General features: G+C 33.4%; 24 protein-coding genes and 2 tRNA genes. 13 read left to right on the top strand and 13 right to left on the bottom strand.

Translation table 11 applies throughout. The annotated features are described in order from the left end of the window. Window positions 1–102 precede the first annotated feature (102 nt). The 3 genes from AC1EUU_RS03465 to AC1EUU_RS03455 form a co-directional block, all read right to left on the bottom strand. Window positions 103–585, bottom strand: coding sequence for a hypothetical protein (locus AC1EUU_RS03465; RefSeq protein WP_480199979.1), 483 nt, complete (start codon window positions 583–585; stop codon window positions 103–105). Between the two features lie 143 nt (window positions 586–728). Continuing rightward, window positions 729–813, bottom strand: a tRNA-Leu gene (locus AC1EUU_RS03460). A 68-nt stretch (window positions 814–881) separates the two neighbouring features. Beyond that, a tRNA-Lys gene (locus AC1EUU_RS03455) sits at window positions 882–954 on the bottom strand. 112 nt (window positions 955–1,066) lie between these two features. Between AC1EUU_RS03455 and AC1EUU_RS03450 the strand changes: the two genes are divergently transcribed. After that, the gene (locus AC1EUU_RS03450) at window positions 1,067–1,579 is read left to right on the top strand and encodes a shikimate kinase (RefSeq protein ID WP_480199978.1); all 513 of its coding nucleotides are present in this window, start codon (window positions 1,067–1,069) and stop codon (window positions 1,577–1,579) included. Here AC1EUU_RS03450 and AC1EUU_RS03445 read toward each other — a convergent pair. From AC1EUU_RS03445 to AC1EUU_RS03435, 3 genes are all read right to left on the bottom strand, one after another. Next, a complete protein-coding gene (locus AC1EUU_RS03445; RefSeq protein WP_480199977.1) occupies window positions 1,560–2,057 on the bottom strand; it encodes a phosphoribosyltransferase domain-containing protein in 498 nt (165 codons plus the stop codon). The genes AC1EUU_RS03450 and AC1EUU_RS03445 overlap by 20 nt on opposite strands. A gap of 70 nt (window positions 2,058–2,127) precedes the next feature. Next, entirely contained in the window at window positions 2,128–2,499 is a 372-nt protein-coding gene (locus AC1EUU_RS03440; protein WP_480199976.1) for an RNA-binding S4 domain-containing protein, read from the bottom strand. Between the two features lie 58 nt (window positions 2,500–2,557). Then, a complete protein-coding gene (locus AC1EUU_RS03435; RefSeq protein WP_480199975.1) occupies window positions 2,558–4,060 on the bottom strand; it encodes a S41 family peptidase in 1,503 nt (500 codons plus the stop codon). 138 nt (window positions 4,061–4,198) lie between these two features. On the opposite strand from AC1EUU_RS03435, the gene AC1EUU_RS03430 reads away from it, so the two are divergent. The 4 genes from AC1EUU_RS03430 to AC1EUU_RS03415 are packed head-to-tail and all read left to right on the top strand — an operon-like array spanning window position 4,199 to window position 6,326. Beyond that, window positions 4,199–4,708: an RNA polymerase sigma factor gene (locus AC1EUU_RS03430; RefSeq protein ID WP_480199974.1), complete on the top strand. Its 510-nt coding sequence runs from the start codon at window positions 4,199–4,201 to the stop codon at window positions 4,706–4,708. Continuing rightward, complete coding sequence (locus tag AC1EUU_RS03425) at window positions 4,695–5,138, top strand: hypothetical protein (RefSeq protein ID WP_480199973.1); 444 nt, start codon at window positions 4,695–4,697, stop codon at window positions 5,136–5,138. The genes AC1EUU_RS03430 and AC1EUU_RS03425 overlap by 14 nt, the downstream gene beginning before the upstream one ends. A 29-nt stretch (window positions 5,139–5,167) precedes the next feature. Next, window positions 5,168–5,725: a DUF4252 domain-containing protein gene (locus AC1EUU_RS03420; RefSeq protein ID WP_480199972.1), complete on the top strand. Its 558-nt coding sequence runs from the start codon at window positions 5,168–5,170 to the stop codon at window positions 5,723–5,725. Between the two features lie 43 nt (window positions 5,726–5,768). Then, window positions 5,769–6,326, top strand: coding sequence for a DUF4252 domain-containing protein (locus tag AC1EUU_RS03415; protein ID WP_480199971.1), 558 nt, complete (start codon window positions 5,769–5,771; stop codon window positions 6,324–6,326). 48 nt (window positions 6,327–6,374) lie between these two features. Here the strand turns inward: AC1EUU_RS03415 and AC1EUU_RS03410 are convergent, their stop codons facing one another. Next, window positions 6,375–6,737: a helix-turn-helix domain-containing protein gene (locus AC1EUU_RS03410; RefSeq protein WP_480199970.1), complete on the bottom strand. Its 363-nt coding sequence runs from the start codon at window positions 6,735–6,737 to the stop codon at window positions 6,375–6,377. Between the two features lie 244 nt (window positions 6,738–6,981). Between AC1EUU_RS03410 and AC1EUU_RS03405 the strand changes: the two genes are divergently transcribed. From AC1EUU_RS03405 to AC1EUU_RS03385, 5 genes are all read left to right on the top strand, one after another. Then, complete coding sequence (locus AC1EUU_RS03405) at window positions 6,982–8,100, top strand: M14 family zinc carboxypeptidase (RefSeq protein ID WP_480199969.1); 1,119 nt, start codon at window positions 6,982–6,984, stop codon at window positions 8,098–8,100. A 63-nt stretch (window positions 8,101–8,163) separates the two neighbouring features. Next, on the top strand, window positions 8,164–8,649 hold the full coding sequence (locus tag AC1EUU_RS03400; RefSeq protein ID WP_480199968.1) for an Lrp/AsnC family transcriptional regulator: 486 nt from the start codon (window positions 8,164–8,166) through the stop codon (window positions 8,647–8,649). A 116-nt stretch (window positions 8,650–8,765) separates the two neighbouring features. Continuing rightward, window positions 8,766–10,739 (top strand): alpha-ketoacid dehydrogenase subunit alpha/beta, encoded by a 1,974-nt coding sequence (locus AC1EUU_RS03395; RefSeq protein ID WP_480199967.1) that lies wholly within the window; start codon window positions 8,766–8,768, stop codon window positions 10,737–10,739. A 19-nt stretch (window positions 10,740–10,758) separates the two neighbouring features. Next, on the top strand, window positions 10,759–11,295 hold the full coding sequence (locus AC1EUU_RS03390) for a hypothetical protein (RefSeq protein WP_480199966.1): 537 nt from the start codon (window positions 10,759–10,761) through the stop codon (window positions 11,293–11,295). A 96-nt stretch (window positions 11,296–11,391) separates the two neighbouring features. Then, on the top strand, window positions 11,392–11,574 hold the full coding sequence (locus AC1EUU_RS03385; protein WP_480199965.1) for a zinc ribbon domain-containing protein: 183 nt from the start codon (window positions 11,392–11,394) through the stop codon (window positions 11,572–11,574). A gap of 1,166 nt (window positions 11,575–12,740) precedes the next feature. Here the strand turns inward: AC1EUU_RS03385 and nfsB are convergent. After that, window positions 12,741–13,394: an oxygen-insensitive NAD(P)H nitroreductase gene (nfsB, locus tag AC1EUU_RS03380; RefSeq protein ID WP_480199964.1), complete on the bottom strand. Its 654-nt coding sequence runs from the start codon at window positions 13,392–13,394 to the stop codon at window positions 12,741–12,743. Window position 13,395: 1 nt separating this feature from the next. Continuing rightward, window positions 13,396–13,830 (bottom strand): DUF1330 domain-containing protein, encoded by a 435-nt coding sequence (locus AC1EUU_RS03375; RefSeq protein WP_480199963.1) that lies wholly within the window; start codon window positions 13,828–13,830, stop codon window positions 13,396–13,398. A gap of 128 nt (window positions 13,831–13,958) precedes the next feature. Here AC1EUU_RS03375 and AC1EUU_RS03370 point away from each other — a divergent pair, with 128 nt between their 5' ends. Next, window positions 13,959–14,303 carry a winged helix-turn-helix transcriptional regulator gene (locus AC1EUU_RS03370; protein WP_480199962.1) on the top strand — a complete coding sequence of 115 codons (345 nt, stop codon included), beginning with the start codon at window positions 13,959–13,961 and terminating at the stop codon, window positions 14,301–14,303. A 382-nt stretch (window positions 14,304–14,685) separates the two neighbouring features. Here the strand turns inward: AC1EUU_RS03370 and AC1EUU_RS03365 are convergent, their stop codons facing one another. The 3 genes from AC1EUU_RS03365 to AC1EUU_RS03355 are packed head-to-tail and all read right to left on the bottom strand — an operon-like array spanning window position 14,686 to window position 18,585. Beyond that, window positions 14,686–16,668 (bottom strand): serine hydrolase, encoded by a 1,983-nt coding sequence (locus tag AC1EUU_RS03365; protein WP_480199961.1) that lies wholly within the window; start codon window positions 16,666–16,668, stop codon window positions 14,686–14,688. Between the two features lie 58 nt (window positions 16,669–16,726). Beyond that, window positions 16,727–17,650 carry a hypothetical protein gene (locus AC1EUU_RS03360; protein WP_480199960.1) on the bottom strand — a complete coding sequence of 308 codons (924 nt, stop codon included), beginning with the start codon at window positions 17,648–17,650 and terminating at the stop codon, window positions 16,727–16,729. Window positions 17,651–17,685: 35 nt separating this feature from the next. After that, entirely contained in the window at window positions 17,686–18,585 is a 900-nt protein-coding gene (locus AC1EUU_RS03355) for a TolB-like translocation protein (protein WP_480199959.1), read from the bottom strand. Window positions 18,586–18,826: 241 nt separating this feature from the next. Between AC1EUU_RS03355 and AC1EUU_RS03350 the strand changes: the two genes are divergently transcribed. Together AC1EUU_RS03350 and AC1EUU_RS03345 are read left to right on the top strand one after the other, a co-directional pair. After that, window positions 18,827–19,825: a sensor histidine kinase gene (locus AC1EUU_RS03350; RefSeq protein WP_480199958.1), complete on the top strand. Its 999-nt coding sequence runs from the start codon at window positions 18,827–18,829 to the stop codon at window positions 19,823–19,825. 10 nt (window positions 19,826–19,835) lie between these two features. Beyond that, window positions 19,836–20,531: a LytR/AlgR family response regulator transcription factor gene (locus AC1EUU_RS03345; RefSeq protein WP_480199957.1), complete on the top strand. Its 696-nt coding sequence runs from the start codon at window positions 19,836–19,838 to the stop codon at window positions 20,529–20,531. A gap of 255 nt (window positions 20,532–20,786) precedes the next feature. Here AC1EUU_RS03345 and AC1EUU_RS03340 read toward each other — a convergent pair whose 3' ends face one another. Beyond that, a complete protein-coding gene (locus tag AC1EUU_RS03340; protein WP_480199956.1) occupies window positions 20,787–23,096 on the bottom strand; it encodes a hypothetical protein in 2,310 nt (769 codons plus the stop codon). Between the last annotated feature and the right edge of the window lie 194 nt (window positions 23,097–23,290).

Below are 23,290 nucleotides of genomic sequence, written 5' to 3'. Positions count from 1 at the left end.
CAATAATTTATCAACGTATAACCAAAATTGAGGAAAATAGGAGACAAGTGCTTTTCTTTTGAGTCGTTCTTGTTTAAACCTTGTTATCTTGAACTTATTAATTTAACGCGCTTTATTTGTTTTTGTAAAATTTTCGGTAAATATTGGATATGCGCATTGATAATGGCACTTAAATCGATCTAATGCTGCGATTGCCAAACATCTTAAATCTCCATCATCACAATCACTTTTACTTGATGCATAATGCTGATCGCAAATTTTTTCGCAGGGAAGCGGTGGTAAATCACCACCTGGTGGTAATCTTGGAACTCTAACTTTCCCGTCACCAATTTTTTCCCAAAACTCGGGAGAATTAAAAAACTCAAGCATAGAATCATGAATATTCAAACTCATCAATGTTTTTTTTGTAGCCTTATGATAAGATAAGAGCATCGCATTATATTCAGCTACTTCTAAATCTTTTGCTTTAATTTCAGCTTTAAGGCTCGTATTTTCTTTTTTAAGGTCAAGAATTTCTTTATTCTCGCAGTTCTCACAATTAGTTAGTAAGAAGCATAACAATAATAATATAACTGCAGCTTTCATTTTATTTGAATTTTAAAGATTAGCAAAGAATTACGGTTTATAATGTAGAAATCGAATGAATTCAAATCAAGAGGAAATATCCTGTATTTCTATAGGATTTTTCCTGTTTTATTTATGAAAATGAAATTAATGAAAAGATTTTGTGCGCACGAGAAGACTCGAACTTCCACGACCTAAACGGTCACTAGGCCCTCAACCTAGCGCGTCTACCAATTCCGCCACGTGCGCATATAGTAAGAAGTGCTGTAAAACTAAAAAAGTTAAGCGATTTAGCTTAACTTTTTAATTAAAAATTGTGACCTGGCTGGGGCTCGAACCCAGGACCCTCTCCTTAAAAGGGAGATGCTCTACCAACTGAGCTACCAGGTCATTCAAAATTCGGATGCAAAGATACTATCTAATATTAATTATACAAGTAAAATAATAATAATTTTTGTTAGATATTTGCGAAAATTTTTACCGACTTAAAAATCAGTTTTTTATGCAGATAGTTTTATTGGGTTATATGGGAAGTGGTAAATCTACTATAGGAAAAATACTCGCCGAAAAATACAACATTGATTTTGTTGATTTAGATCATTATATTGCTGAAAAAGAGAATGATAGCATAAATTCTATCTTTGATAAAAAAGGGGAAATCTATTTTAGAAAACTGGAAAACAAGGCTTTAGAAGAAATATTAACTTCTAACAGAAAAATGATACTTGCAGTTGGTGGTGGTACTCCTTGTTATGCCAATAATATAACAATCATTAATAGATACGCTACTTCGATTTATTTAAAGGCTTCGATGTTAGAATTATATAAAAGATTGGCAACTCAAAAGGAGGAACGACCGTTGATTAAAGATATTAATAACAACGACTTAAAAGAGTTTATAGCGAAGCACTTATTTGAACGTTCACATTACTACGAAATGGCTGACCATACGATTACCACCGATAATAAAAACACAGAACAAGTGGTTGAAGAAATTATGTTAAGTAAGCAGTAGCCTCTTTTTTAGAGAATTCTACAGTTACGTGCTCTTGTAAAGAGGTAGAAAGACTGATCCCTTTAAAATCTGCTTTTACAGGGTACTTCTTATGATTTCTGTTAACGAGAACAGCCGTTTTAAATTGTTTTAATGGTACCTCTAAGAAATGCTTTATAGCGTACATTAAAGTTGTTCCAGAGTTTAATACATCATCTACAAGAACCAATGATTTATTTTTATAGGCATTGGTATCTAATGAAGTGGTAATTTGGTTAATGGGGTTTTGTTTATCAACAAATACTTCACATAAGGTTGACTTTAAGTCAGAAACTTCATCTAATACCTTTTTTAATTGCGTAGCTAGAACAAATCCATTTTTTGAAATACCAGCAATAATTATTTCCTTATTATTAGAATTACTTTCATAGATTTGAAAAGCGATACGACGTATTTTATGCTCAATTTCTTGGTTGGTAAGAATAATAGATTTACTCATTTAAAGTGATTCTTTTATCAAAAGTACATGAATTTATAAATTCAAACAAAGTAAAATACACTTTAACATGTTATGAATCTAAATCTGTATAATCCTCAAGATCTCTTCGATCTTTTTTAGTTGGTCGGCCGGTTCCTTTTTTACGATAATAATCTTTTGCAAGTTTTAATAATTCTTGGTTTTCAAAAGCTTCTTTAGGTGTAATATCTTTTCGATATAAATCAACGAGTTTTGCTCCAACGCGGTTAGGAGGGATGTCTATAACCTCAAATTGGTAATTAATTTGATTTTTCCGCAGACTTATTTTATCACTTATATAAACCTCTCTTGCCGGTTTAATAACGAGGTCATTAATGCGCACCTGACCTTTTTTACAAGCAGTAGCTGCTTGATTTCTTGTTTTGTAATAACGCGTAGCCCAAAGGTATTTATCAATTCGCATGCTGTAAAAATAAAAAAGCTGCCGGGAAGGGCAGCTTTTTAAAAATATTTTTTATCAATTACTGTGCAAAATCTTCTTCACCAGGTAAGATATACATCTCATCTGAGAACCTTCCTTGATTTACACTTTCAAATAATTGAACTTTCTTGCGTGGTTGAATTTGAGACTTCGCAGCAGCTCCGCTTATATGATTTAATGCGGCTCTAAGCTGTACTTCATTTGTATCACCAAAGGGTAAGATATTGTCGAAGTAATCTAATTCGTCTACTGCAATATCTGCAGGGAATCCATCTGCATAATCACTTTGATTTAAGCTATTGAAGATTTGAAAAACAATAGGCTGCATTCCAATGGTATGGCTAGTGCTTCTTCCATCTAAATTAGTATACGGTTCATTATCTGCTGTGCCAGGAGCGTCAACAACAGTAATCGATCCCTCATTTTTACCTACTGTAGTTGTGCCAACCGTAATTACAGGCATTGAAGGCCTTAATCCGTTAATAATCATCTCACTTGCTGATGCCGTACGTCTAGAGGTTAATACATACAATCTATTTAAACTCGTTAAACGACTAATTGGTACAAATGTATTTGTAAAATCGCCTGTTTGCTTATCGAATATTGCGGCCTGATCAAAGAATGGGTAGATAACACCATTTTCAGCATTTCTTTTTTCATTGTATGTTAAACTCGCAAAAGCACTTCCGTCTGCTTTACTGCCATCAATCATACTTGATAGGTAAGCCGAAGTTAATACAGAGCCTCCACCATTGTAGCGCATATCTAAAATTAATTCATCAATACCTTGACTTTTAAAATCAGCGAATGCGTCGTTCAATTCTGGGTGGAATGTACTTCTAAAGCCATTATATACTAAATAACCGATCTTTTTACCGCCTTCTTCAATTACTGATGAATAATGTACAGGGTTCTCAGAAAGTAAAACAGCAGTTAATGATGCATCAGACTTTGGCACTACAGCGCCATTTTCAATACTACCAATACCTAATTCAATAGTTGGTTCACTAAAAATGTTATTAATTAATGAGGCGTTACTTGTATTCAGTAAGGTGCCATTTACCTTATATATAAGATCACCACGAACAATCCCAGCATTATCTGCAGGAGATCCTGGTACAACATAAGCTACATAAATAACTATATTGTCGCTAGATGGATTCTCTCTTACAATATGACTTGGTAGTCTAATACCATAAGATTCTGAGATTCCTCTAAAAGAATTTAACTGCGCATCTACATCAGGGATATACCATGAGAAATCATCTGCAGAAAATTTTAAACTATTAAAAAGTTGTTCAGAGTTAGAAAACCCATTTAGATAGGTGTAGTAATCATCTTGAACATCATCTTTTGTGTCAGCTAAATTTGGAATACTAGATTGCCAGAAGTACCAGTGATTCATTCCTTTCCAAATAAAATCACTTACCGGATCATTTAGTGTTACGCTTGGTGCTGGTTCTGGTTCAGGCGTGCTATCATCTTCACTACAACTGATAACAAATAGGCCTAGAAACAATAAGGCTAAAAAAGCTTTCTTCATAATTCTTGTCGTTTATATATGTATTTAAATTAAGTCGCAATTTAACAAAATTTATTACAGCGTGTAACAAAATTGTAACTTGCTCGTCGTAAGGTTGAGATACGATAAAAAAGCTTGTATCAAGAATCAAACCAAACTATGAAACAAACTGAATTTTTAAATACAGTTTTACCCTTAAAAGACAAGGTTTTTAGATTAGCCAAACGGTTATTGGTTTCTACAGACGAAGCTGAAGATGCTACCCAAGAGCTTTATCTAAAACTTTGGAAGAACAAAGCAAAGCTTAAAGATTATAAAAATGTAGAGGCTTTTGCGATGACTATGACCAAGAATTATTGTTTAGATCAATTAAAAGCTAAAAGATCAAATAATTTAACCTTAGTACATAGTAATTATAAAGATGACTCGGTTTCGTTACAGCGAAAACTAGAGTTGCAAGATAGTGTTAATAAAGTGCATGAATTGATAAAGAATTTGCCAGAAAAACAAAAGTTGATCATACAGCTTAGAGACGTTGAGCAATATGAATACGAAGAAATTGGCAAGATTCTTGACTTACAACCAACAGCAGTGCGTGTTGCGCTATCAAGAGCAAGAAAAACAATTAGAGAACAACTCATAAAACAACATAAGTATGGAATTAGCTAACATAGAAAAGTTACTCGAAAAATACTTAGAAGCTGAAACTTCAGTTCAAGAAGAAGCTATATTGCAAGATTATTTCGCACAAGACACTATAGCACCTCATTTACATGAATATCAAGCATTATTTGCTTATTTCGGCGAAAGTAAAGCAGAACGTTTTACAAAGACCATTCCTTTAAAACCTAGAAGCTCGAATTGGAAATGGTTATCTGTAGCGGCTGCCGTAGTATTATTATTTAGCGTTTATTCTGTACAACGTTCTTCTGTAGGGTTATCTGTGCAAGAAGAACAGCAAGCCAGAATGGCTTTACTAGAAACCCAAAAGGCATTCCAACTTATTTCTGAAAATCTAAATAAAGGAGAAAGTGTTGCTATTGCCGGATTGAGTGAATTTGATAAAGCCCAAAACAAAATTTTAAAAACAAAAAAATAGAAATCATGAATACTAATAAATACATAAAAATGAATACTAGAAAATTAATTATAGCATTCTCATTAGCATTATTACCACTGTTTGCTTTTTCGCAATCGTCTTTTGATGCTTTTGAAGATATGGATGATGTGTCTTCTGTAGTGATTAATAAACGTGCTTTTAAGCTATTAACACAAATAGATGTAAGCAGTGAAGATGAAGAAGCACAAGAATATATCAACTTAATTAGAAATTTAAATAGCCTAAAGGTATTTGCTACCGAAAATGCAACGATTGCAGCTAAAATGAAAGCTAAAGTATCAAGTTACCTAAAGTCGTCTTCGCAACTTTCTGAATTAATGCGTGTAAAAGATAAAGATGCAAATGTGAAAATTTACATTAAAGAGGGTAGAGATGAAGATCATGTAACAGAGTTATTTATGTTTGTTGACGGACTTAGTAAGCATATTGATGGTGAAGAGCGTAAGCCGGAAGCAGTGATCGTTTCTATTACAGGAGATATTGATTTAAACAAAATCTCTAAGTTGACGAAAGAAATGAATATTAAAGGTGGAGAGCACTTAAAAAAGGTAAAAAAGAAGAATTAGTATCATTCCTTATACAGGATGTGATATTTGAAAAGAACGAATTATGAAAAAACTAACGATCCTAGTAGTAAGTATTGCAACACTTCTTGTGTCATGCGCAGGTAGCGAAGCTTCCTTACAGAAATATTATATAGATAAACAAGATAATAAGAACTTTATATCGGTAGATATTCCTGCAAGTATTATTGACTTAAAAGATGATGTGCCTGCTGATGCGAAAGAAGCTTTATCGTCATTAAAAAAGATGAATGTGTTGGCCTTTAGAAAGAATGCTACGAATGGTGCCGAATATGAGGTAGAGAATAAAAAGGTAAAGGAAATCTTAAAAAGTAATAAGTTTAGTGAGCTAATGCGTGTTAAAGACAAGGGGAAAAGCATGGTTGTGAAGTATGAAGGTGATGAAAATACTGAAAGCTTTGATGAAGTAGTGGTATATGCTTCTGATAAAGAGACCGGATTTGCCTTAGTACGCGTTTTAGGAGATGATATGAAGCCTGAAAAGATTATGAAGCTAATGACAAGCATTAGAAACGTTGATGATGGTAGCCAAGGATTGAAACAGTTAAGTGATTTTTTAAATATAAAAATCGATAAAGATTAATTAATCGTTCGCCATATAAATATAGAATCCCGCTTCGAGCGGGATTTTTTATGGAATATAGTTCTCAAAGGTACCATCATTGTAGAAAATGATTATACGATCAATAGACTTTGTTTCTTTAAAAGCGCTTTTGGCTTGCTTTGGTGATTCTAGGGTTGGTGGTAGTGTAGAAGCTGTTTGCTCTGCTTTAGGGAAACTTCCTTTACCATTAAGCAACCAATAGAGTTCAACCTCTTTAAATCGTTCTAATACTTTTAAAACAAAATCTAGACTCGGTTTATTTCTGCCCGAAAGCAAATGAGAGATACTAGAGCGCTGTACATTGATTTCTTCTGCGAAAGCCGCTGATGAAAGCTGATAATAATCCATTACTTTTTTTAAACGACGCCCGAACTTCTCTGTATTGATCATTTGTAAAATATTTGAATTACAAATGTAAATATTTTGTTAAGACAAGAATTAATAATTGGATAATAATTATAGATTGTAGTTATTTATCACTTTACATAAAATAACATTAAATACTGAAATATAAAATATTACATGTATAAAATATTTATTTTTAAATATTTAATATTTTTTAATTGAATGAAAATTAATTTTGATTACAATTGTAAATTACATTTGTAAACTTTCCTTTATTTACATTTGCACCATGATAGCAATTGACCCTAAACAAATTCAACGTTGGCATGATGATAATCATCAATCATCTTTATATGATCGATGGATCACATTAAATCATATTACACCAATTATTGAAGGGTTAAGTGCAAACTTTAAATTTGAGAAAATAGGAGCTTCTACCTTAAATAGACCAATTTATAAGATCACCATTGGTAGTGGTACAATAAATGTTCTCATTTGGTCGCAAATGCATGGCAATGAAAGTACCGGAACTAAGGCCTTGTTTGATTTATTAAAATTTTTTGATGCTCCTAAGGAGTTTGTAGAGCTACGAGATCAGATTTTAAATCAATGCAGTATTACCTTTATTCCAATGCTGAATCCTGATGGAGCAGAAGCTTATACTAGGGTTAATGCTTCAAATATTGATCTAAATAGAGATGTTATTGCTCAAAAAGCTCCAGAAAGTCAGTTGTTGTTGTCCACCTTAAAAGAAGTAAACCCTATATATTGCTTTAACTTACACGACCAGCGTACCATTTTTACTGTAGGTGATACAATGGAATCAGCAACTTTATCTTTTTTAGCGCCTTCTCAAGACGAAAAACGTAAAATTACCAAAGGAAGAAAGGAAACAATGAAGGTTATTGTGGCGATGAATGACTTATTACAACAATTAATTCCGAATCAGATTGGGCGCTATACAGATGAATTTTATCCTACTGCAACCGGTGATAATTTTCAGAAAATGGGGCATAATACCATTTTAATAGAAGCAGGACACTTTAAAGATGATTACAAACGCGAAAAAGTTCGCGCTTATAATTTTATGGCCTTAGTGCAAGGATTAAATTACATAAGTTCGCCAGAAAAGCTTTCACACAAGCCTTATTTTGACATTCCAAACAACACAAAAAACTATTTAGACCTAATTTACCAAGATGTTTATTTAGAATCAGAGAAAAAGACCGTTGATGTTGGCGTTTTATTTAAAGAAGTATTAGAAGAGAACAAGCTTGTTTTTAACCCTGAAATTGAATGTATTGGAGATTTAAAAGCAATGGGAGCCAATACAATTATTAAAGAAAAAGAATTAAAGTTTGCCGATAGAACTGAACTACAACGTTTTCTTAAAAAAAGAAGTTAATTTTTTGGGATTTTTTTAAAATAATCCTCAATTTTACCCTTACAATCCCCTAAACTCAAAATAATGGCTAAATTCAAAATGGACGAGATCGATCATCAAATTCTGGACATCCTAATAGAAAATGCAAGAACTCCGTTTACGGATATTGCAAAAAAATTATTAGTATCAGCGGGTACAATACATGTACGTGTAAAAAAAATGGAAGAAGAAGGCGTAATTAAAGGTTCTACTTTAACCGTAGATTATGACAAAATGGGTTATACCTTTATAGCATATGTGGGTATATTACTTGAAAATTCTTCATTAACGACACGTGTTATTCAAGAGTTAGAAAGTATTCCAGAGGTTACTGTAGCACATCTAACTACAGGTAAGTTTACCGTATTTTGTAAGTTGAGAGCTCAAAACACAAAACATGCAAAAGATATTATCTTTAGAATCGATAATATTAGTGGTGTGCAGCGCACGGAGACCTCTATTTCTTTAGAAGAAGTTATTAATGACAAAAAACGATTGATGCATCAAATATTTAATGATTATATTATTTGATCTGTCAATAACCTTATAAACGTAAATCTTCTCAATTTTTTGAGAAGATTTTTTTTTGTTTAAGAGTAGCATAAACTAATTTTGTTACATTTGAAGCTGCACATTTTTAACTCTTAATGAACTACAAAAGAAATAAGTTAAGCCAAGAAAAATTAGAAGAATTATACAAAGCCATGATGCTCCCTCGATTAATAGAGGAGAAGATGCTGGTTTTATTGCGTCAGGGAAAAATCTCTAAGTGGTTTAGTGGTATTGGTCAAGAGGCCATTTCGGTAGGAATAACATCGGCTTTAAAGGATGATGAATATGTATTGCCGATGCATCGTAATCTTGGAGTATTTACCACGCGTAAAGTTCCATTATACCGTTTATTCTCGCAATGGCAAGGTAAAGAAAGTGGTTTTACAAAAGGACGCGATCGCAGTTTCCATTTCGGTACACAAGAATATAAAATTGTAGGTATGATCTCGCATCTTGGTCCGCAATTTGGCATTGCCGATGGTATTGCGTTAGGCAATAAGCTAAAAAATAATAATCAGGTTTGTGCAGTATTTACAGGAGAGGGTGGAACCAGTGAAGGAGATATTCATGAAGCTTTGAATGTAGCCTCTGTATGGAGCTTGCCTGTATTATTCTGTATTGAAAATAATGGTTATGGACTTTCAACGCCAACCGCAGAACAGTATAATTGTAAGGATTTAGCGGATAGAGCCATTGGTTACGGTATGGAATCGCATATTATTGATGGTAATAATATTCTTGAAGTGTATACTAAAGTTGATGCATTGGTAAAAAGTATACGTAAAAAGCCAAGGCCTGTATTGTTAGAGTTCAAAACCTTTAGAATGCGTGGTCATGAAGAGGCGAGTGGTACTAAATATGTTCCGCAAGAACTTATGGATACCTGGGCAAAGAAAGATCCAATAAAAAATTATGAAGATTATTTACTTAAGGAAGCCATTCTTACCGATGCTCAGATTAGCACTATAAAACAAGAATTAAAGAAAGAAATAGATGATAACTGGCAGTTAGCCAATAATGAAAATGAATTAATACCTGATATAACTACTGAATTAAATGATGTTTATAAAAACTTTGATTATCAAGAGGTTAATGCTAATTCAGAAATAGAAACTATTCGTTTTGTAGATGCCATTTCTCAAGGACTCAAACAGGCAATGCAAAGGCATGAAAACCTTGTGATCATGGGGCAAGATGTAGCCGAATATGGCGGTGTTTTTAAAATCACAGAAGGGTTTGTAGAAGCCTTCGGTAGAGAACGTGTTAGAAATACGCCCATTTGTGAATCGGCCATTGTTTCGGCAGCCTATGGTTTATCAGTCAATGGTATGAAAGCAGTTGTAGAAATGCAATTTGCTGACTTTGTGAGTTCCGGATTTAATCCGATTGTAAATCTATTGGCAAAATCACATTACCGTTGGAATCAACAAGCAGATGTAGTGGTTCGAATGCCATGTGGAGCAGGCGTAGGAGCAGGGCCATTCCATAGCCAAACAAATGAAGCCTGGTTTACGAAAACACCCGGACTCAAAGTAGTATATCCTGCTTTTCCTTATGATGCAAAAGGACTCTTAGCAACAGCCATTCAAGATGAAAATCCTGTATTATTCTTCGAGCATAAAGCCTTGTATAGAAGCATCCGACAAGAAGTTCCAACAGATTATTATACACTTCCGTTAGGAAAGGCATCTTTATTAAAAGAAGGAAATGATGTTTCTATTATTGCTTTTGGGGCAGCGGTTCATTGGGTATTAGAAGCATTAGAAAGCGAAACCATCGCTGCAGATGTTCTCGATTTAAGATCACTACAACCATTAGATACTGAAGCAATTATATCTTCAGTGAAGAAAACCGGAAAAGCTTTGATTGTGCAAGAAGATACCATGTTTGGAGGTGTAGCCAGTGATATTTCGGCATTGATCATGGAAAATTGTTTTGAATATTTAGATGCGCCTGTTAAAAGAGTAGCGAGTCTCAATACTCCGGTTCCTTTTCAAAAAGGACTAGAGGCACAGTATCTGGCAAAAGATAAAGTTCTGGCAGATTTGAAAGAATTAATTAACTATTAATAGAAACACCATTAATGCTATGGGAAAGAAGAAATTTTGGACTTCAGATCGTATCGTAAGTTTATCGGCAATGTTTATTAGTATAATTACCTTGTTTATATTTATTAAGCAGACCAATATTATTGAGAGGCAGAGTAAACTGTCTGCAATGCCGTATTTAATGATGAATATGTCTAATAATGCGTTTAAGAAGACCATATCGTTAGACATTGTAAATCACGGACTCGGACCCGCAATCATAGAAAGCACAAGCATGTCTTATAAAGGAAAAGAATATAATACGAGCATATTAGACTTTTTAAAAACGCAAATTAAAGAGCTAGATAGTGTAGAAATAGTGAATGTTACTAAGTTTGGTAAAGGTTTGGCCATACCGGCTGAAGACAAATTTAATATCATTACGGCAGGCGGATCTACAAAAGGATATGAGGTATTTCAAAATGCTGCCAGCTTGTTAATTTCTGAAGAATTTGAATATAAAATCATCTATAAATCGGTTTATAATGATCGCTGGTTGATTGATTCTAAAAGTGAAGTTCCAATATTATTAGATTGATTTGGTTTTGTGCTAAGTTATACTACAATTTGATTTAATTCGTTTTAAATTAAACCATTAGCTAAACTTACAAGTCTTACTAAAAACCGAATAGCTATGAAGGAACATGAATTTAATTGCCCTTATTGCTGGAATGAAGTTTCTACTTGGGTTGAAACGGATAAAGTTAAACAACAATTTATTGAAGATTGCATGGAGTGTAGTAATCCTATTGAAATGGTTATTGATTGTACGTTTGGATATATCATCAATGTGATGATAAATCCGATTGCTCAATAAGTTGATAGAGGAGATTATACTTTACATATCAAAATTAACAATTTAACATAATATTAATTATAGTACATATATAGTAATTTGCGTATAGCCATATTTCAGGCTATTTACACATAATTATAGATATAATACCTTTAGGTTTATATCGATTATAATTATGTTAAAGTAAATTACGGCTTATAAACTTTATGGTTTTATTTGATAGCCATAATTCAATATTATGTCTGCGCTTTGCTTGGCCTCGCCAATGCCGCTCGGCTAAATAGATTCGCACCGGCCATGCTTTTCTTTGCGTTCTACAAGATTATTGTACAGAAATTTTAAAATACGAGATTCTCAGAGACTTCAGCTAGTTCGTTTATTTGTATCTATAATTTTCCATCGCTTGCAGCCACCAAAAAAAAGCAAATCCTTTTAGTTCCTTTTTAAACATTCATTGTGCATCGTAAATTCTACAATAAAAATCTCAAAGGCATTTGTACAAGCTTCTCGCAACAGAACAGGTCGCGATTTTACAAAGTACAGTGTACTTTTAAAATTTCGGGCCAGTCGATGTGGCTGCGTAACAAATTCTGTTCACTTGCTTGCTTTCTTCTGCTAATTCAGCATTCTTTCTTTAGCTTTTCGATATTATGTTAAATAGAAATTAAACTTAACATGATTTACCTCTCTATCTTTTTTGCTTGTCCAAAAAAGAAACAAAAAAAGACACTCTTTATGAGGAATTTTTGTTGCACAAAACCTAAAGCTAAAAACTAAATTTTAGTTCACTAATCAATTATTGGTTTTGGTGTTCATGAATCTTCGATTTCTCCAAGGCCTCAAAAATTCTTAACGCTTTTAGCTTTTTATTCTGGCGTAAAGAGGAAAACTTAGCAAAAGAAATCGAAGAATGAGATTAGCCGAAGGCAAATCTTATTTAAGATTCACGAGCTCCACTTTATGAAACAACGAAGTGGCGAGTAAACAAAAAATCAAGACTGCATATAATTTTGGAAACAATGTACGGTTCGTTACGCTATATTTTAGGAAACATTGTAACAAACCAAGACTGTAAAGAACTTGATTTAATATTTAGAAAAACCAAGAATATTAGCTACTAAACCCCTAAAATATGGACGCTCCTCTCTCCTATTGTTTTAGCCAAAATTTTATGAGGTCGAGAGAGTTTATACAATTGTTAGAATTTCGTCTTGAGACAAACGCGATTTTGGTAGTTTGGCATTAAAATCAGAATCTTTACGATAACCTAAAGCTACAATAGTTACTGCTGTATATCCTTTTTCTCGTAAACCAAACTCTTCATCAAAAGCCTTTAAATCAAATCCTTCCATTGGCGTTGCGTCTATTCCTAATGTTGCAGCTCCTAATAAAAAATTACCAATATTAAGATACACTTGTTTTTCCATCCAATGCTGAAAATCTTTGATATCATAGCGATGTATATCTGCAAAGATATTACGAGCATTATAAGTTTGCTCTTTAAATTCTGGTTTTGCATAACGACCATCTACGTCTTCTTTATTTACCAAATGGCGCATATATACATCATCTGCTGACGTACGAGCACAAAACGCCACAACATGAGATGCGTTTAATACTTTAGGCTCATTAAAAATAAAAAAGCCTTGTGTACCTTTAGTAAAACGCTTTTTTCCCTCTTTGGTTTTTGCAATAACAAAATGCCAAGGTTGTAAGTTAGTGCTTGATGGACTCATTTGAAGTAAGGTTTTTAATTGCTTAAAATCTTCTTCTGAAATTTTTTTTGTTGGGTCAAACTCTTTGGTTGTATAGCGCCAGTTTAATACTTCTGTTAAATTCATTCTATAATTTATTTATTATTTCTTCTGTTTTATTAATCAATACTTTTATTTTTTCATCATTATATGCATCTTGATGTGCTGGACCAAAAACGCCTTTAGGGTTTCCTTTATCATTATCAAAATATTTCCCTGTTTCTCCTTTATATTCTTCAGTAACAGCTAAATCGTATAATATATCAGAACCTTTTGTACGTGCCTTTAAATGTGGTATATATTCTGGGTCTTTCATAAAGTTTTTTGCTGCTTCTTTTGATGGCCATTCTAAAATAATGCGTAATGCGGCTGGTTGGTCATCACCTTCTATTTGTTCGTGAGTTGCTGTTCTTGCTAAATACTTTCCTCCATATTTTGCAGCAACTTTTCCTGATACTTTTACATAATCTTCAACCCAATCCATATTTGTTGGTGTTACGTCTAATACTGAATAATAACTCATGTTTTTTTAATTTTAATGTTAAAATAATTTTACTATAATTTTTATAGTTGCAAAATTAAGTATAGTTTTACATCTACACAATAACGGTCAAAAAGGATAGTACAAAAAAATCATTAAAATCTAATAGAATGTATACATTTAAAGGTAAACAATACCCTTGTTGCGCAAGTTTAACAATGGGAGTTATAGGTGGAAAATGGAAAACAGTAATCCTGTTTCACCTTATAGATGGAACTCTACGCTATAATGAATTACGAAAATGTATGCCAACTGTAACCGAACGTACGTTAAGTTTACAACTGAAAAAATTAGAAGAAGATGGAATAATTAAAAGGAAGGTTTATACTTCTAAACCTCCATTAAAAGTAGAATATTCTTTAACTGATTTAGGAAAAACACTTATACCAATACTACAATCTATTGCAGATTGGGGAGATTTTGTGGTTGAAAACTATTCACCAAAAACAGTATAGAAATTCCGTTTTATAAAAATTAAGTATTTTTCTATTATTCCCATTACACACACATTACACTTCCCTCCTGCGTCGTCGTGTAAAAAGTGTTCCATTAATTTCAGTAAAAAATAGCTTTGGAGGAGAAAACTTTTAAAAGAAAAATAACAAATGAAACTATTGCTTTTACCAAAGCAAAGTAATCCCGAATCAAGTTCGGGACAGGCGTCACGCAAAACATTATAGTACATTTTATAATATTGGTTTATCCTGTGGATAAAGCTATATTTAAGAATGATGGCGTGCTGGTCAATATATATCTATTTCTATGAAGTTATAATTCTACGTTATGTAAAATACCCCAGAAGCTGTACTTATTCTTTATGATATTCTATGCTTGTATTTACTTCACAAAGGCTGGTAATATAATTTCAGAAATTGGTGTCATTATTTTATCTTCCCTATCATGACCAGAAATTACAATTGTTAAATCAAGCTCTTCTATAATTATTACACGTTGTCCTCCGCCTCCCCAAGCAAATGCAGCATTATAACTTTTGTCGCCTATCGTTATTGGTGTTTGATACCAAAAATAGCCATAGCGATAGTCTTTGGGTATCCAATCTTGAGTAGGTTTTACAATTCCAGCGGTGGCTTTAGCAAGATATTCTTTAGAAATAAGTTGCTCACCTTTTAATTTGCCTTTATTGAGAACCAAATTACCTAGTTTGATCATGTCGCGAGACATAATACTAGCACGCCACCCCGCTTCCGGTAAACCGCTAACATGATTTGACCATTTATAATTTGTAATACCAAGTTTGTCAAGTAGCTCAGTTTTAATAAAGTTCTCAGCCGTTCCCGGAACAACAGCATCAATGACCGTCATCACCAACATTGGATTGAAGTTGCCATACAAATAAGTTTGAGACTCTGAAGTTATGGGTTTACTTTGCTCAAGAAGCGTCTGAACCAGTCCCTGGCCTTTTAGTAGAACGGAATCTTTCTCAAACTCTTTCCATGTATCTCTGTCTATATTCAATCCTCCATGCATGGTTAACGCTTTATGAAGCGTGATTTTTTCAGCTCCTTTGGTCAATTTTTTAGGATTAACATCCTTTAGAAAATTAATTAACGGCTTGTTTAAATCTTCCATTGAAAGATATCCCATTTGTATAGCCCTACCCAAAACCAAACTCGTATAAGCTTTTACTGCTGATGCTTGCCCATGAGGTAAATTGATACGCCCTTTTTTATAATAGGACTCAAAGACTAATTTGTTTTTATGTGAAATGAGCAGCGCATCATAATTTCCATGCTTTCCATCAAAAATATCTTGAGAAAGTTTGACGATTGAGTTTATGTGATTGCTATCTAACGATAACGTATCAACAGATATCCCATCTTTTCTGTCTTCGGGTGTTGTATTGATAAATGCATTATTGAGATGTGGAATATCCCAAAATGAGATGTCGTTACCAATGCTTGAAACATGACTCATAAGAGATGACAACCAAGTCACACTGCGAACTGCCGTCATCGGAAAAGCAGTTTGATGATCACCATCAATCACTTCTTTTAAAACCGATAAACCATTGTCTCTTCTATTTTTTAATAAACTAACAAATTCATCAATTGGTTTAGCCATTTCATGCTCTAAAGAGCCATATGTAATAAAAACATTTGCATTAAGGCTTGAATTTTTCTTTGATGACTCATATGGTCCAAACTTTGTATTTAGTTCAGACAAGTAAGCCACTTCATTTTTAATTGACGGACTACCCAAAATGTAATTGTTAAAAGTATCTGGTTGTGTCAATAATATATAAGCGCCAAATTCTGCCCCAAGTGAATAACCAAAATATGTTTGACTGTTTGCATCGGTACGATAGTTATTGTTGATATACGTAATGACATCATTTCGAATAAAATCTAAATGCTTGCTGGCTTGTCCTAATTGATATTTAGCTTGAATTTCAGGATTTTTTGATTTGGTTATACTGTAATTTTTAAATCTGCCGGCATGTGCTCCTAATTTCCCTAATTCTCCTTTTAGATCTTTTTCCCATGAAATACCAACTAGAATGGCATCTTCTAACATATATTCTGTGGAGGCCGATAGTATTTCGATATGCCACATAGCATCTGTGAAATAAATAACAGGATAGTCTACATTCTTATTCTTTGAATAATCTTTCGGCAGTTTTATATAAAGTTCAAAGTTTCTTTCATTCTTAGTGTCTTTTATTGGAATTACTTGTGTATGAGGTAATTCTAAGGAAGATCCTTTCACCATTTGCAAATTTCGGTTTTCGCTAGTTTCTTGTGCAAAGGCGGCTTGTAACGAAATAGCAAATAACACTATTAATAACTTCGCTGTATTCATGTTTCTTATTTTAATGGTTTACTTTTCTTAATAGGTTGTTTTGGTGGTAATACCAGTTTTATTTTTTTGATCGTTGCTTTTCTATAACCGCTGTACTTACCCAATAGATATTAGCCAATCCAGGCTCAATATCTCTTTCATCTCTACCAAAAAACAAATACTTTCCGTCTGGCGTGATGGTTGGGCCTTTTTCATTAAAACTACTGTTTATGGTATTCCCAAGATTTATGGGTTTTGTCCACGTTCCATCTTTCTCTTTGAAATAAACATACATATCATTATCCTTTCTTTCATCTCCTTCATCGCTTCGAGCGGTTACTATCAAGTAATCTTGAGATGGGGAAATGAAAGCATGATGACCAAATTCAAGTGCAACTTCCCGTATTTCGGGAAATTCACCATTTCTATTGGGTGCATAATATGTTTTGAATTTTGACAAATTGAAATAATAGAGGTCCCCGTTTTTAGCCTGATTAGGGAAAAACACCAAGTCGTTATTTATTGGTGAATCAAGTAGAATTGCCTCACTCCAAGAATCCTCTAAGCGATTTACATACCAAATTTTTTCGTCTGTAAAAGCAGAGTCTAAAGCAGTGAAATAAATCCTTTTACCATCTTGACTCACATATGGATGCATTTCTTCATTTCTTTTTCCATTCGTGAAACCTATTCTTTTTATGGGAGTCCATTTATCACCTTTAAGCTTTGAGAAATAGATAGCTGTTTCTTCGTTTTCATTATTAGCTCCAAAATACATTTCAGTGAGCTTAGGAGAAAACGATACGGTACCTTCAAACCTTCCATCAATTGAAACAATATTTGGAGCAAAAATTTGGGGAACTAAACCTGGTGGTTTTTGACCAAAATATCGATTCTCTAAGCTTGGAAAATCATTACCCTTTACTTTTTGTTTTTTAGTATTACAAGCATATAGAAATAGCGTAAGTACAAGTATTAAAATTATAAGGTTGTAATTTCTCATTCTTTAAGCTTTTAAAATAGTGTGTTTACCTTGGGTTATTGTTTTGGTCTTAGCTTTTCTATAACCTGACTACTTACCCAAAAAATATCTACATTCACGTAATTTTTCGCCCCCATATTTCTGTTAAAAAAAAGATACTTTCCATCTGGAGTAATACTGGCAACAGCTTCCCAAGCTTTTGTATTTATTTCTTTTCCTAAATTAATAGGATCGCCCCAAGAACCATCTTGCCTACGAAAACTAATATAAATGTCTGAGTCGCCGTATCCATCTTCTCTCGTGCTATCAAATATTAAGTAGGATTCATCTGGAGCGATAAAAGGATGAAAGCTTCTCCCGGTATTAATCTTTTTATTGAGCAGTTTTGGTTCTTCGCGTTTACCATTTACAATTCGTGAATACCGAATGTCACCAGTAAAGTCACGTTTAAACTCATCAAAAAAATAGGTCCCTTTAGCAGAAACTGTAAGACGCATAGTTGGTAAGCTGTCAAAAGGAGCATCGAGGTTTTTTAGTTCAGACCAATCACCTTTATTGGTTCGTTCCCTATATTTTCTGCTTAAATACATTCTTTTTCCATCGGGAGCTATAAATGGTGCCCCTACTCTTGGAGATACCACAGATTTTTGCCATTCATTTTTGTTTTTTTGAACAACCACTAATTCCATTTTGCTTTTCCCGTCTTTTTCTTCTCCTTCTCTGAGGAAATAAAATTCTTTTAAATCTGGAGTGAATGCACCACAATTTTCCCAACTACTTGTTGTAACTAAACCAGGAGCGAAAGGTTCTGGTTTTAAACCAGGAGGCTTTTGACCAAGGTAGAAATTTCCTTCATTTGAAGTTTCATTTGCTTTAGTCTTTGATTTCCCAGTTTCACAAGAACTGAAAAATAGTATGAATACCAATACTGAAAATAGCGCTGTAGAATTTCTCATAATCTATTAATTTTTAACTGTTGCATTTCTGGTAATTTTTACCCGATAAAAGTTAGATACTCACAATTAAAATTTGAATAAAAGTATAATATAATCCAGGGGCAATATCTTAAATATGATAAACGCAAAAATTAAATGATGAAATCGTTTCATCATAGATATTTGTCTTTTATAAAGAATTTGTGCTACTTTGAATTTCAAGATAGTATCTTTATTCAGTTTCTAATAACATCCATAGTTTATGATGAAAAAGTCTTTACGGAATACCCTGCTTATTAATATTGGAGCCTTTTTATTGGTGGCTATGCTAGAAATATTGGGCGGATGGTTATCTAGAGATAAATATGATAGCGATTATGCATTTTATACATGGCAATTGGGCTTTGCAATAAGTATTATGGCGGTTATTTGGATCAACCATTTTATTCTTATTCCGCTTTTTTATGATAAAAGAAAGTACTTTTTATATGGTATATTACTAATTGGAGCCATATTCCTAACGTCTTACTTAAAAGGGTATTCTCCAACTAGTTGGGTTGGTGTCTATAAGATGTTCTTTTTCCTTATTTATACTACAGGAACCGGAATGGCTGCATTTTTTCTGAGGAGAAGTATCTTATTTCGAAGAAAAAATGATGAGAAGGAAAAACTACAAAAAGAAATGGAACTTACCTATTTAAAGGAGCAGGTGAATCCTCATTTTTTGTTTAACTCCTTAAATAGTATTTATTCATTGTCAAGACAGCAATCGTCAGAAACTCCTGATGTAGTTATGCAGCTTTCAGAATTAATGCGATATCAGTTAGAGAGTGCTAAAAAAAACACTGTTTTATTAAAAGAAGAGCTAGAATTTATAGAAAACTACTTGTTACTTGAAGAGAAAAGACTAAGCAACCGTTGCACTGTTGAATTCTTAATTGAAGGAGATTTGCCAGATTTAAGAATTGCCCCGATGTTATTAATTCCATTTGTTGAAAATGCAATTAAACATGGTGCACAAAGCACTAATGAACGTAGTACAATTGATATTTCAGCCTCAATAAAAAATAACACACTTCATTTTTATGTAGTGAATTCAAAGCCTACAATGACTACTACATCAAAAAGAGAAGGACTGGGTCTTGAAAATGTGAAAAGGCGTTTAAAGCTATTATACCCAAAATCCCACGTTTTAGAAATTGACGCCCTAGAAAAAGAATATCGCGTAAATTTAACCATTGAATTAACTGCGGAATATTAAAAAATGATGAATGATTAAAATAGGCATTATAGATGATGAAATACTAGCTCGTAAAGTTTTAGAAGATTATTGTTCTAAAATTGACAGTTTTGAATTGGTATTAAGCACAGGGAATCCGCATGAATTTATCAATTTCATTCAGCAAAATGAAGTTGACCTCATTTTTCTAGATATTAAAATGCCAGAACTTAATGGTATGGAGATTTTGCGCTCTATGATAAAGCCACCGAAGGTTATTTTAACCACGGCATATTCTGAGTATGCCTTAGAAAGTTATAATTATGGTGTGGTAGATTATTTATTGAAACCTGTAAAAATTGAACGTTTTCTGAAAGCAATAAATAAAGTTTCGGCCTCAAGAATCACAGCATCTAAAGAACATAGCAGAAATGAAGAGCTTCAAATAAAACATGATGGTATGCCTGTTAATATTTCATTTAAATCCATTTTATACATTCAGAGTTTTGGAAATTATTTGAAAATATTTACAGATTCAAGAATGTACCTTATTTCTGAAACACTTATTAATATTACTACATTATTATCTGATAATTTTCAACGCACGCATAAATCATACATTGCGAATTTAGATAGGGTTACAAAGGCCACTAGAACACATTTATTTATTGAATCTACTAAAGTACCTGTAAGCACAATGTATAAGGTTATTGTTTTTAAAAAATTGGATGCTTTATCTAAATTATAACGTAGCTCTTAGTCTTTTTACATGTATGATGCTTCCCTCCTACATCGTTGAGTAAAAAGTATTTCATTGATTTAAATGAAATATTTACTTTAAAGAAAACTGGTATTTGTAGTTGGTTATTAATTATTCGGTGGGACTTTAGAGTTAAATTTATGATTTTAAAGTACGCTAGTTATTACATAAACCCGCAAACAGATTTGTCTACGGGCTTATTCTTTACATATATTCTTTTGAATGTATGTTAGTAATGATATTTTATGGTTCTAGTGCAAATGCAGCACTCGCATCATCATCTCTATTTACTCGTGTGGAACCATTGGTAGCCATAGCATAAACCTTAAGGTCTTGTGCAAAAGCAGCTTTGCCTACTCCATCTTCATAACATTCACTCAGTAGTTCAGATGGATTAAACTCCTTACTATATTTCCCTATTGATGCATCTAGCGTGTAACCATCAGCACTATCTATTACCATTCCACTTGCGTTTGCAATACCCACAGAACCACAAGTTCCTTTTACAACACCAAAGTTAAATACTGCAAAATTTGTAGGATGCTTTGCTTCAAAAGTGATTTCAAGAACTGCCTCGGTGCCGTCAGGTTTGTAATTTACAAAACCACAACAATCTAAAGAGGCAGGTGCTCCATTAACATTAATGGTAAAAATGTCGGCTCCACAATCTTGGTTATCAAAACGCATTAGCATTTTATAGGCGTCTGCAGTGCCACCGGTAATTGAAGTTCCGGTAGGATTTTCAAGTAAGATATCTGGTGCATTTTCACTAAAATTGGCATTGTCATATTTAGGAACTTTAAATGTATCCCTTTGAATATCTTGAAGCAAGTTTCCGGCTTTGTCAAATAATTCTAGCTTGAATTCATACAAGCCATTCCCAAAATCAGACAAATTCATAGAGTTAAAACTTATTGTAAGCATATTATAGGTGCTCTCATTCCAAAGCGGACTTGATGCCGAATCAATATTAAATGGTTCCTCGGTTGGTGATTGTGGTGGAATAATATAAAGATGGTCACTAGGTCCTTCTGTAAAAGGCCCTAATTTCACACTGCTCGATCCTATTTGCTCATCACCATTAGAATCAGTATATTCGAATTCATAGCCTTTTCTTACTTCAGCATTATTAGCAGCTGGAATCAGTGGTTTAAACGAATCTGCAACAGGGAGCAGGTCTGCATCTTTTACCTGGCGATAACTCCATCGATAATAATAGATATTGTTATTTGGCAAACCACTACCGAAGCCAACATATAATGAAGGGCTTCCACCAAATGGTCGTTTATAATCGCCAACCGTTGTTGGTAATATTCCAGGATCTCCTATTGCGCCAGCATCAGTAAGGCCAATACGATTGTAAGGTACCGTTTGACCAGCTGGAGGTTGAAGCAGATCTGTTTGTTGAATATGAGAAACACTAGCGCCACGGCTAATCGTTCTAACAAAGACTAAATCACCTGCAATTTGACAGTCACAACAGCAGTCTCCAGGTATTCTTGGATCTGTAATAGTAATGTTGATGTTTGTACCGCAAACGTAGTTCCAATGCGTATAACATGGAATCGGCGGCCTATATACAGTTACCCATTCACCATTGATAAAATATTCTACCCAGATATAAATGTCTGGCTTATCTCCAAAACAAGAATAGGTAATCGTTGTGTCAAATTTACCATTAGCATCGGTTCTTACAACAGCTAATTCTTTGCAACGATAAAAATAAGGCCACCACCAAGGCCATAAACAAAACCAAGGATGGAATAAGGCATAATTTTTAACTATGGATGCTCTAATTAAGCTTAGATTTCCAGAAGCCAATTGTTGTTTTACCTCAATTCCTAATTCTGGCAAGTGTGCTGTTGCTAGTTTCCTTTTCTCTTCTATAGATTTTGTGTCGAATATATTTATTGGTTTTGGAGGATTTATGGAAGACATATCAAAGCGCTCAAATGGCGGAGGATCTGGTATAGGCCTCGGAAATGGCTTTACACGATCAGGGTTTAAAATTGCATCGGGGATTTTAGCAATGATATGATCTGGTATTCGTTCAATCCAATAACGTAGATGGTCAATCTCGCAAATATGCACTCTTGCCTTACAGATAGCCTTCTTTTCCCAAATATGTCCATTATTAAACCATTTTGATACCGTCCCTCTAATTCTGCATTTACAATAAAGCCAATATTTTGATAGAACATCTGGTATAGGTTCAATTTTAACTGCACCTCCTTTTATCTCGGTAAGCACTGGCTCATAAGCCTTGTAGCTTTCTAGTTCTTCAAGAGTTGTAACCTTTTCAATACGTTTATCAGTTGCAGGTGCAATAAATAGTCTTAGCTGATCAAGGCGGTTAACAGTAGACGTTTTACGAGACTTACTAGTTTCTAGTTTAGAAAAAACAAGCACATTATCTTCAGCGAGTTCTCTTGCAAGTAATAAGCCTTTACAGTTAAAAAGAAAACCTATAAGTGCAATTTTTTCCTTTGGTATTTGTTCATAGCTTAAAGGAACCTTAAACCATGATTTTTGACCTTTCACTTTCTTTTCCATAATTACAATTTTTTAGGATGAACTGCATTAATAAAGAGGTTAATGGTATACCCAAAGTGGCAGTTCAAAAACACGATGATATAGAAAATAGCAATTTGTAGGAGTAACAAATTTAGAAGTGATTTTAATACCAATCAAGAGGAATTATCACCTTTTTGTAATGGATTTTCCCTGTGCTTTTTATGGGGTTTTTC

It is taken from the genome of Maritimimonas sp. 2205BS37-2 (assembly GCF_056591755.1).
The sequence above is the reverse complement of the archived record's forward strand: the minus strand, read 5'-3'. Positions and strand labels throughout refer to the sequence as shown.